Genomic DNA, 11,393 nt, shown 5'->3' on the forward strand with positions numbered 1-11,393 from the left:
TCGCGGGCGGGTATTGGGAATCGGCTGGCGGAACGCACGTCACCAATTTTGAAGGAGCCCCCGACGATCATGCGTGAGCTGACAACCGGTCCCCGCGTACTGCTTAAGCGGTTGCGCGAATTGATGGCAGAGCCGCTGGAACCGCAGGCGCGCCTCGACCGGATCGTTCGTGAAATCGCCCAGAATATGGTCGCGGAAGTCTGCTCCTTCTATATATTGCGCGCTGATGGCGTCCTTGAGCTTTACGCGACTGAAGGTCTCAATCCGCAGGCTGTCCACCTTGCCCAGCTTCGCCTCGGTCAGGGTCTGGTTGGCACGATTGCCGCGAGCGCCCGTCCTCTCAATCTGACCGATGCGCAAAGCCATCCGGCTTTCGCCTATCTGCCGGAAACTGGTGAAGAGGCCTATAATTCCTTCCTCGGCGTTCCTGTTCTGCGTGCTGGCCGCACTTTGGGCGTTCTTGTCGTCCAGAACAAGACCAAGCGGGCTTATCGGGAAGACGAGGTCGAAGCACTTGAAACCACCGCCATGGTCCTTGCCGAAATCATCGCGACCGGTGACGGGCTGCGTCTGGCCCGTCCCGGCATAGAGCTTGATCTCGGTCGCCCGATGAGCGTGACAGGACAGGCTTTCAACGACGGTATCGGCCTTGGCCATGTGGTGCTGCATGAGCCGCGCATTGTCGTCACCAATCTTTTCAACGAGGATAGTCAGGCAGAGCTGAACCGGCTGGACGAGGCGCTTGGCAGCCTGCGCATATCCATCGATGACATGCTGTCGCGCCGCGATGTGGCGGCGGAGGGCGAGCATCGCGAAGTGCTCGAAGCCTATCGCATGTTTGCCCATGATCGCGGCTGGGTGCGGCGTCTGGAAGAAGCCATTCACAACGGTCTGACCGCCGAGGCGGCGGTCGAAAAGGTGCAGAGCGACACACGTGCGCGCATGGTGCATCTGACCGACCCCTATATGCGTGAGCGCCTGTCGGATTTCGATGATCTCGCGAATCGTCTGCTGCGCCAGCTCATGGGGCGCGACATCAAGACCATCGCCGAATCGCTGGTCAAGGACGCGATCATCGTCGCCCGTTCGATGGGGGCTGCCGAGCTTCTGGATTATCCGCGCGAGCGTTTGCGCGGTGTCGTTCTTGAAGACGGCGCAGCCACGAGCCATGTTGTGATCGTGGCCCGAGCAATGGGCATTCCGGTCGTTGGCCAGGCCAAGGGTATTGTATCCATGGCCGAAAACAACGATGCGGCAATCGTCGATGGCGATGAAGGCATCATGCATCTGCGTCCGCAATCCGATCTGGAAACGGCCTACGCCGAAAAGGTTCGGTTCCGGGCGCGGCGTCAGGCCCATTATCGTGAGTTGCGGGACAAGCCGTCCGTCACCAAGGATGGCGTCGATATATCGCTTCTGATGAATGCGGGGCTTCTCGTCGATCTGCCGCAACTGTCGGCTTCGGGTGCGGCGGGGATCGGCCTGTTTCGCACCGAACTTCAGTTCATGGTGGCCTCGACATTCCCGCGTGCCGAGCAGCAGGAACGTCTTTATCGCTCGGTCATTGAGGCTGCAGGCGACAAGCCGGTGACTTTCCGGACGCTGGATATTGGCGGAGACAAGGTTCTCCCTTATTTCAGTTCAACCGTACAGGAAGAAAATCCGGCACTCGGCTGGCGGGCCATCCGTCTGACGCTTGACCGTCCGGGGCTGCTGCGCACCCAGCTAAGGGCGCTTTTGAAGGCGGCGGGCGGCCGCGAGTTGAAAATCTTGCTGCCGATGATTACGGAAGTCAGCGAAGTGAAGGCCGCACGCGAGATCATCGATCGTGAGGTCCGTCATTTATCGCGATTCGCCCATCAGTTGCCCATGTGTCTGAAACTGGGAGCAATGATCGAGGTGCCGTCGCTGCTTTGGCAGCTTGAGGAACTGATGTCGCTTGTCGATTTCATCTCCGTTGGTTCGAATGATCTTTTCCAGTTTTTGATGGCGACGGATCGTGGCAACTCGCTGATGTCTGGTCGCTTCGATCAGCTTTCGCCCGCATTCCTGCGGGCACTGCGCTTCATCGTGGAAACCGGCAATCGCCACGGCAAATCGGTTACGCTATGCGGTGAAATGGCCAGCAGGCCGCTTCCAGCCATGGCGCTGGTCGGCATCGGGTTTCGGTCGATCTCAATGTCGGCGGCAGCAATCGGTCCCGTCAAGGCCATGCTCGATGCGCTTGATGCGGGCAAGCTCACGGCCTTGTTGGCGGAAGAGCTGGACAAGCCGAACAGCGCGCATTCATTGCGTGAACTGTTGATGAGATTTGCCGAAGACAACGATATTCCGTTATAGCGAAGCAGATTGATCTGATTGAACGGTCGCGGTGCAGGGTTGCGCAGCGTTTCGTTTTGCATTCTTGCCGCCGCTGACAATTTTTAGGACATGACATGATTGCATTGCCGCAGGACCGGATGGACCAGCTCTTTAAGCGGTTCTCGATGATCGAAAGCCAGATGGCCAATAATCCGGATTCGGAAACCTATGTGAAGCTCGCATCGGAATATTCCGAACTGCAGGACGTGGTCGGCAAGATTCGCGAACTGACCGATGCCCGCAAGGAAGCGGTTGATCTCGCAGCCATGCGTGACGATGCCTCCACGGATGCGGAGATGCGCGCACTGGCGCTCGAAGAACTGCCGGAAGTCGAAAAGCGCATCGAAACGCTGGAGCAGGAAGTCCAGATTTTGCTGCTGCCAAAGGATGCCGCCGACGAGAAGAACGCCATTCTGGAAATTCGGGCCGGTACGGGCGGTCTGGAGGCGGCGCTGTTCGCCGGTGACCTGTTCCGCATGTATGAGCGCTATGCCGCCGAAAAAGGCTGGCGGGTCGAACTGGTCTCGGCCAGCGAAGGCGATGCTGGCGGTTACAAGGAAATCATTGCTACCGTATCCGGCAAGGGCGTGTTCTCCAAGCTCAAGTTCGAATCAGGCGTGCACCGCGTGCAGCGTGTGCCTGAAACGGAAGCCGGCGGGCGCATCCATACATCGGCGGCAACCGTCGCGGTTTTGCCCGAAGCCGAGGATATTGACATTGAGATCCGTAATGAGGATATCCGCATCGATACGATGCGGGCATCGGGCGCCGGTGGCCAGCACGTGAACACGACCGATTCGGCGGTTCGCATTACGCACATCCCGACCGGCATCATGGTCGTTCAGGCTGAAAAATCCCAGCACCAGAACCGCGCCCGCGCCATGCAGATTCTCCGGGCACGCCTTTACGACATGGAGCGCCAGAAGGCAGAAACCGAACGCTCTGAATCGCGCCGTAGCCAGGTCGGTTCGGGCGATCGATCCGAGCGTATCCGCACTTATAATTTCCCGCAGGGACGTGTTACCGATCATCGCATCAATCTGACGCTCTACAAGCTCGACCGGGTTATGGAAGGCGATCTGGACGAATTGGTTGATGCGCTGATTTCCGATCATCAGACCGCACTTCTGACGGAACTGGGGCAGTAGCGCGCGTTTCGATCTGATTCAAGCAGATTGGCCAGATCGGCGCTCTAGTGGATTGAATTTGACGTTTGATATCCGTCCGATATAAATCACGTTTCAAAGGTCAAATTCGGAAAATCCACTAGATTCATAAAGTTACTAGTGGTCTTTTTGACTCCGACATTTGCCCGGCGCTCATATCCGAGGGGCGCAAATGTCGGAAGCAGACCACTAGATATTTGTTTTGAACCGCGCATCTTTTCCGAAAACCGTTTCACACTTTCGGGATGCGCTCTAAGGGTGAGCGAAATGCGTCTCGACCGCCTGATGGCTGATGCACGGACGAGGCTTCGTGCGGCAGGACTGGATACACCAGACCTCGATGCACGGCTTCTGGTCGAATGGGCCACCGGCAAGACCCGTCTTGATCTGATATCTGAACCGGAGCAATTGGTGGATTCTGCTGTCATCGAGACGCTTTCCGATGCCCTCGACCGCCGTGAAAAGGGCGAACCGGTTCACCGGATCATGGGTGTTCGCGAGTTTTTCGGCTTGCCTTTCAGGCTCTCCGCCGCGACGCTTGAACCGCGCCCCGATACGGAAGTGCTGGTGGAACTGGTTATTCCGGCACTGGAGGCGCTTGCGGGAAAGAACAGCGTGCTTGAGCTTCTCGATATGGGCACGGGAACGGGCGCGATCGTCATTTCGCTTCTCCATCGCTTCGAACACGCGCATGGCATTGGCCTCGACATGGCCGAAGGTGCGCTCGCGATGGCGCGAATCAACGCTGTCGCCAATGGTGTAAGCGACCGTTTTGCAGCACTTAAAAGCGACTGGTTCCAGAATGTGAGCGGGCTGTTTCATCTTATCGTCTCAAACCCGCCCTATATTCCGCATGAAGACATTGCGGAATTGTCGCGCGAAGTGCGCAACCATGATCCGCTTGCCGCACTTGATGGCGGCGCCGATGGACTGAATTTCTACAGAGCCCTTGCACAGAAGGCAGCAGATCACCTATATAAGGATGGAATGGTTGCCGTAGAGATCGGCGCCGGACAATTCCAGGATGTTGAGGCGCTTTTTGAAAGCGCAGGTTTTTCTCTCGCAGGCGATGCGAGCGATCTTGGCGGCCACAGAAGGGCCATGCTTTTCGCGCACAAATCAAATACGTAATTTTGATGCGGCGAACCGCTAAAAAACACTTGGAATTTGCGGCGAAGCCGTTTAGTTTCCGGCCACCGTATACAGCCAGAATGGTTTTGCCCGCTGATGGGCGGTGGCGGAAATGCTCCATGACGATTTTTGGTCATGCTCCCCGGAGGGTTCTTTGGGGATGGCTTGTGCGGAAGTACACGACTTTCAAGCATAATCTCGAAGAGCAAGGCTTTTCGGAATGGTTATGCATTAATGCAACCGCGGAGTTTCGGTGACCCATAGAGGTGCACCTAACTCAGGAGCAGTCGATTTGTGGGAAGTTTTTAGGGCGTACTTCCTCCATGGCTCGATAGCGTGAAACCGGCAGCTTTTTTGGCTGTGGAGTTTCTACGCCCTTTAATCTGAAAAGAGATGAATATGAGGCCAGCACAGCAGAACAGGCGCATGCGCGGACGGGGGAATAACAATAATAACAACAACAATAACCGCAAGGGCCCCAATCCTCTGTCGCGCAATTACGAAAGCAATGGCCCGGATGTGAAGATCCGTGGCAATGCGCAACATATTGCAGAAAAATACTCGACACTTGCGCGGGACGCACAGGCATCTGGCGATCGCGTGATGGCAGAAAACTATCTTCAGCACGCCGAACATTACAATCGCATCATCATGGCTGCCATGGCGCAGAATCCGGTGCCGTTCCAGCGCGAAGAAACCTTCGACGATGACGGTTCGGATGATGAGGAAGCAGGTTTCACGCCTGTCGCAGCACAGCCGCAGCCCGTCAACGGTTCCGGCCCGCAGCCGGTCATCGAAGGCACCCCTGCCGAGGTCGTCTACGGCGAAGAAGGTGGCGAGCCGGTAAAGTCCGGCGAAGGTCGCCAGCAGCCGCGCGAACGCGATAATCGTGATCGTCGTCTCGGTCGTGGTCGCCGTCCGCAGCGTGAGCGCTTCAACGCTGACGAGCGTTCGGATGAACAGCCGCAGGAAAAGCAGGCTCAGCCGGTGGCTGAAGAGGCTTCGGCTCCGGTTGAAGTCGTGGCCGAGCAGGCAGCACCCGCTGTCGTTGAAGTCGCTCCTGCTGCCGATGCAGCATCTGCCGAAGAAGCCGCACCACGTCGCGCCACGCGCCGTCCGGGTCGCCCGCGTCGTGCCGCCAAGGATAGCGGTGACGAGACGCCGGCGACGGAACCTGCGAATTCCGACGCCTGATTGTCCTTCTGTATCAAATCAAAGAAATGGCGCGGTTTCCGCGCCATTTTTATTTGGTTTTGCAAGTGCATGTAACCCTTGCCGAACCCCGGCCATCGTCCCATATGCTGTCTTGGAAAGAAGCCCGCCCAGTGTGGGGGCTTCGTCACCATACATCTTCCGGTGCCGCTTGACGGGCTGGAGGGCAAAGGAGACATGATGAATATCGAAAAATATACGGAACGCGTCCGGGGCTTTATCCAGTCTGCCCAGACTTTCGCACTGTCATCCGGCAATCAACAATTCACGCCGGAACACGTGTTGAAGGTTCTCGTCGATGATGACGAAGGGCTTGCCTCATCCTTGATCGAACGGGCAGGGGGCCGGATCGCCGATGTGCGCATCGGCCTGCAGAACGCGCTCGAAAAGCTGCCCAAAGTGTCGGGTGGCAACGACCAGCTTTATTTATCGCAGCCGCTTGCCAAGGTCTTCTCGCTTGCCGAGGAACTTGCCAGCAAGGCCGGTGACAGCTTCGTCACCGTCGAGCGCCTTCTGACGGCGCTGGCGATGGAAAAATCCGCAAAGACGTCTGAAATTCTGTCCGCTGCCGGTGTGACCCCGACGGCGCTCAACAAGGTCATAAACGATATGCGCAAAGGCCGCACCGCCGATTCGGCGTCCGCTGAAAGCAATTATGATGCGTTGAAGAAATATGCCCGCGATCTGACCGAGGATGCGCGCGCAGGCAAGCTCGATCCCGTGATCGGCCGCGACGAGGAAATCCGCCGCACGATTCAGGTTCTGTCGCGCCGCACCAAGAACAATCCGGTTCTGATTGGCGAGCCAGGCGTCGGCAAGACCGCAATTGCGGAAGGTCTGGCGCTTCGCATCGTCAATGGCGATGTGCCCGAATCCTTGAAGGACAAGCAGTTGATGGCGCTCGATATGGGCGCGCTGATTGCCGGTGCCAAATATCGCGGTGAGTTCGAAGAACGTCTGAAAGCGGTGCTTTCGGAAGTGCAAACGGCTGCTGGCCAGATCATCCTCTTCATCGATGAAATGCACACGCTTGTCGGCGCAGGCAAATCCGATGGCGCCATGGATGCATCGAACCTTTTGAAGCCTGCTCTTGCACGCGGCGAATTGCACTGCGTCGGCGCGACGACGCTCGAAGAATACCGGAAATATGTCGAGAAGGACGCAGCCCTTGCTCGTCGCTTTCAGCCAGTATTCGTCGATGAACCGACAGTCGAGGATACGATCTCGATCCTGCGTGGCCTGAAGGAAAAATACGAGCAGCATCACAAGGTGCGCGTTTCGGATTCGGCTTTGGTTGCTGCGGCAACCTTGTCGAACCGTTACATCACCGACCGTTTCCTGCCCGACAAGGCAATCGATCTTGTCGATGAGGCAGCATCGCGCCTGCGCATGCAGGTTGATTCCAAGCCGGAAGAGCTGGATGAAATCGACCGTCGCATCATGCAGTTGAAGATCGAGCGCGAAGCGCTGAAGGTTGAAACCGACGCCGCTTCCAAGGATCGTTTCCAGCGCCTCGAAAAGGAACTGACCGATCTGGAAGAGGAATCGGCGGAACTAACGTCGAAATGGCAGTCTGAAAAGCAGAAGCTTGGACTTGCCGCCGATCTCAAGCGTCAGCTTGAAGAGGCACGCAATGCTCTCGCCATCGCGCAGCGAAGCGGTGAATTCCAGAAGGCAGGCGAACTGGCCTATGGCAAGATTCCGCAACTGGAAAAGCAGCTTGTCGAAGCCGAAAGCCATGAAAACAAGGGCTCTCTGCTTGAAGAGACTGTTACGCCAGACCACGTTGCGCAGATCATTTCGCGCTGGACCGGTATTCCGGTCGACCGGATGCTGGAAGGCGAGCGTGAGAAACTCCTGCGTATGGAAGACGAACTCGCGAAGCGGGTCGTCGGACAGGGCGAGGCGGTTCAGGCTATCTCGAAGGCGGTTCGCCGTGCGCGCGCCGGGCTTCAGGACCCCAACCGGCCTATCGGCTCGTTCATCTTCCTCGGCCCCACGGGCGTCGGCAAGACGGAACTGACCAAGGCGCTCGCTTCATTCCTGTTTCAAGACGATACGGCCATGGTGCGTATCGATATGTCGGAGTTCATGGAAAAGCATTCCGTGAGTCGGCTGATCGGCGCGCCTCCCGGCTATGTCGGCTACGAAGAAGGTGGCGTTCTGACGGAAGCTGTGCGTCGCAGGCCTTATCAGGTGATCCTGTTCGATGAGATCGAAAAGGCGCATCCGGATGTGTTCAACGTGTTGTTGCAGGTGCTGGACGACGGACGCCTGACTGACGGGCAGGGCCGTACGGTCGATTTCCGCAATACGGTCATCATCATGACCTCGAATCTCGGCGCCGAGTATCTCGTCAATCTTGGCGAGAAGGACGATGTCGAGTCGGTTCGTGACGAAGTGATGGGCGTGGTGCGGGCTGCCTTCCGTCCGGAATTCCTGAATCGTGTCGATGAAATCATCCTGTTCCACCGGCTGCGCCGCGAAGACATGGGTGCGATTGTCGATATCCAGATGCAGCGTCTCCAGATGCTTCTGACCGATCGCAAGATCGTGCTGCAGCTGGAAGAGGATGCACGCGAATGGTTGGCCAACAAGGGTTACGACCCGGCCTATGGCGCACGTCCGTTGAAGCGTGTCATCCAGAAGGAAGTTCAGGATCCGCTCGCCGAGCGCATTCTTCTGGGCGATATTCTGGATGGTTCTATCGTCAAGATTACCGCTGGTTCGGACAGGCTCAATTTCCGTCCGATTCGCGGTGCGCTTGAGGATGAAGGCCAGAAGGTCGGTGAGAACGCCTGAACGTTCATGAGTTGAAGGCTTTGGGCGTCGCAACCGGATAGGTTGCGGCGCCTTTTTCATGTCTGGCCTGACAAGTTTTCCGGCTTTCCTTCGATGTCGGCCATCTTCATGTCCAGTTCATCTGGCATCTGCTCTATCAGCTAGAGCGGTTTCAGCTAAAACGGAGTCGCAGGAACTGCTCTAACTATTTGTTTCGTCGCATTATCCGACGCAAAACCGCTTCGCACTTTTGCTGGAAATGCTCTAATCAGTTGTTAACCATATTAGCGGCATCCATGATCTCTCGATCACCCAGGGCATTCTTCATGGCGCATTACACACGCATGCTTCGTTTCGCTTTGTTTGCTTCCGTTGCGGCAACTGCTGTCGACGGTACAGCGCGCGCGGAGGAAGGCTATTCTGCAACGGCTACCGAACGCCCGGTGCAGCTTGCGCAGCTTTATGATCCGGGTGAAGAAATCTATCATGATCGCCGGGTGCGGGTCTTTATCGACCAGTATGGCCGCCGCGTTACGATGGATCGTCGCGGACGCATCCTCAGTGTCGAGGACGCCAATAATTATGACCCGAACGCCTATGACCGTCGGGTTCGCCGTGCACCGCAGCCAGACGACAACTGGACGCTCGATGGACCGGTCGACGGTGGTGCACCTTATGACGGTTTCGGCAATGTGCCCGAGGACCCGAATTATTATCCGGACGCTCCGGCGGCACCGCAATATGGTGGCAACCGGGATGGACAGGTGCAGCGGTCGGAATTGCCGCCGGCAGGCGATCAATATCCCGACAATACCAATACCAATTCAGCCAGTGCGAATCCCGGTTATGACGGTCAGCAGGATTATGGCCAGCCGGGTTATGAACAGCCAAGAGGTGTTCCCAATCCAGGCGACATGGCCCCGGCCATTGAAATGCCGAAGGGGCAGGGCGCAAAGGCGAAGATCGCAGCCTATCAAATACTCCTCGACCGTGCAGGTAGCTCGCCCGGCGTCATTGACGGTCGTTCGGGTAGCAATGTCGACAAGGCGGCTGCCGCCTATGGCGAACTGACCGGAAAGTCGATCAGCCCGACGGATGAAGCGGCGGTCAATGCGGAGCTGGAAGCGACAGGCGGTCCGGCCTTTACCGAATACACAATCACCAATGAGGATGTGGGACGGCAATATGTTGCCTCCATTCCGGAAGATTACGCCCATAAGGCGCAGCTACCGGCGATGGCCTATACATCGGTCACCGAAATGCTCGGTGAAAAGTTTCATATAGACGAGGCCTATCTGAAAGAGATCAATCCCGGCGTAAACTTCAATCAGCCGGGTTCGATTGTTAAGATTCCCAATCTCGGCAAGCCTGTCCGGACCAAGGTGGCCCGCATCATCGCCGACAAGGGACGCAAGCAGGTTCGCGGCTACGATGAAACAGGCAAGCTCGTCGTTGCCTATCCCTCGACCATTGGGTCGTCGGACAATCCGTCACCTTCCGGCGTTGTTCAGGTCGAGCGTATAGCGATCAACCCGAACTATACCTACAATCCGAAGATCAACTTCAAGCAGGGCAATAACGACAAAGTGCTGACCATTCCGCCTGGGCCGAACGGGCCGGTGGGAACAGTCTGGATTGCGCTTTCCAAGCCGACCTATGGCATTCACGGTACGCCCGAGCCATCGAGAATCGGCAAGACGTCAAGTCATGGCTGTGTTCGATTGACCAACTGGGATGCGGAAGAGCTGGCAAAGCTGGTGAAAGCTGGCGTAACGGTCGAGTTCACCGAGTAATTCCAAGTCTCGATGAGTTTTTCACATCGAGGCTTGGTTAAGCCCGTGCGGCGATTGAGTATTTTCAGGGCGTGATGCGCTAGCATCTTATCACCCTGCTATAAGCATTCCTGTAATTTCAAAGAGAAGGCCGGGCGTTTCCCCCGGCCGTTCTTTTTATCAGCTCTTCGTCGATCCGTTCGAGGCAAGCTTGGTGCCGTTTTCATCGCTGTTCAAAAGCGTGTCAATGCGATCTCGTTCCTGCTTGAAGGCTTCGAGTTCCTTGCCCGAAAGCGCCTTGTTGTCGGGCAGACGAATGCGCAGCGGATCGACCTTGGTGCCGTTCACGATCATTTCGTAGTGAAGGTGAGGACCGGTCGAAAGACCCGTCGACCCTACATAGCCGATCACCTGTCCCTGCCGCACGCGCGCACCGGCGGTAACGCCGCGGGCGATGGCATTTTGATGGCTATAGCTGCTTACATAACCATTGGCATGACGAATCAGGGTCTGGTTACCATATCCATTGGTCCAGCCTGCCTTTTCCACCACACCATTACCGGAGGCGATGATCGGCGTGCCGCGCGGTGCGGCCCAGTCCACGCCGGTATGCATGCGGCTATAGCCAAGGATCGGATGGCGGCGCATGCCGAACGGTGAGCGGAAGACACCATTGGGAACCGGATTGCGGAGCAGGAACTGCTTCGCACTCTTACCGTCGCCATTGAAGTAATCGACGCTGCCGTCCGGAGCCTGATAGCGATAGAATTTGCGGATTGTTCCACCGAAATTGGCCGAAATATAAAGAAGCTGCGAATCGGCTTCCGGTTTGTCGGGGTCGTCCGGCAGCGAGAAGAATGCGTCGATCTGGTCGCTCGGCGACAACCGCGATTGCAGGTCGACATCGCTTGCCAGCATCTTGACGAGCTGTTCGCGCATCGTCTCCGACATGCCATAGGCGAGCGCGGCA

At 57.1% G+C, this 11,393-nt stretch carries 7 protein-coding genes (1 of these 7 cut by a window edge); 6 read left to right on the forward strand and 1 reads right to left on the reverse strand.

The annotated features are described in order from the left end of the window. The first annotated feature begins 69 nt into the window (after nucleotides 1-69). From ptsP to F9K91_RS21340, 6 genes are all read left to right on the forward strand, one after another. The gene (gene ptsP, locus F9K91_RS21315) at nucleotides 70-2,340 is read left to right on the forward strand and encodes a phosphoenolpyruvate--protein phosphotransferase (RefSeq protein WP_061344453.1); all 2,271 of its coding nucleotides are present in this window, start codon (nucleotides 70-72) and stop codon (nucleotides 2,338-2,340) included. A gap of 95 nt (nucleotides 2,341-2,435) precedes the next feature. Then, the gene (gene prfA, locus F9K91_RS21320) at nucleotides 2,436-3,509 is read left to right on the forward strand and encodes a peptide chain release factor 1 (RefSeq protein ID WP_151678670.1); all 1,074 of its coding nucleotides are present in this window, start codon (nucleotides 2,436-2,438) and stop codon (nucleotides 3,507-3,509) included. Between the two features lie 285 nt (nucleotides 3,510-3,794). Beyond that, on the forward strand, nucleotides 3,795-4,658 hold the full coding sequence (gene prmC, locus F9K91_RS21325; protein WP_235913336.1) for a peptide chain release factor N(5)-glutamine methyltransferase: 864 nt from the start codon (nucleotides 3,795-3,797) through the stop codon (nucleotides 4,656-4,658). A 399-nt stretch (nucleotides 4,659-5,057) separates the two neighbouring features. Next, complete coding sequence (locus F9K91_RS21330; protein WP_151678671.1) at nucleotides 5,058-5,852, forward strand: DUF4167 domain-containing protein; 795 nt, start codon at nucleotides 5,058-5,060, stop codon at nucleotides 5,850-5,852. 198 nt (nucleotides 5,853-6,050) lie between these two features. Continuing rightward, on the forward strand, nucleotides 6,051-8,672 hold the full coding sequence (clpB, locus tag F9K91_RS21335; RefSeq protein WP_151555436.1) for an ATP-dependent chaperone ClpB: 2,622 nt from the start codon (nucleotides 6,051-6,053) through the stop codon (nucleotides 8,670-8,672). A gap of 305 nt (nucleotides 8,673-8,977) precedes the next feature. Further along, nucleotides 8,978-10,444, forward strand: coding sequence for a L,D-transpeptidase (locus F9K91_RS21340; RefSeq protein ID WP_151555322.1), 1,467 nt, complete (start codon nucleotides 8,978-8,980; stop codon nucleotides 10,442-10,444). 159 nt (nucleotides 10,445-10,603) lie between these two features. On the opposite strand, the gene F9K91_RS21345 is transcribed toward F9K91_RS21340, so the two are convergent. Continuing rightward, nucleotides 10,604-11,393, reverse strand: the 3' end of a protein-coding gene (locus tag F9K91_RS21345) for a M23 family metallopeptidase (protein WP_151555321.1). It continues 1,166 nt past the right edge of the window; 790 of the gene's 1,956 nt are visible here — the last part of the coding sequence; the start codon falls outside the window, past its right edge; the stop codon is at nucleotides 10,604-10,606.

This window comes from Brucella tritici (assembly GCF_008932295.1).
Classification (GTDB): domain Bacteria; phylum Pseudomonadota; class Alphaproteobacteria; order Rhizobiales; family Rhizobiaceae; genus Brucella; species Brucella tritici.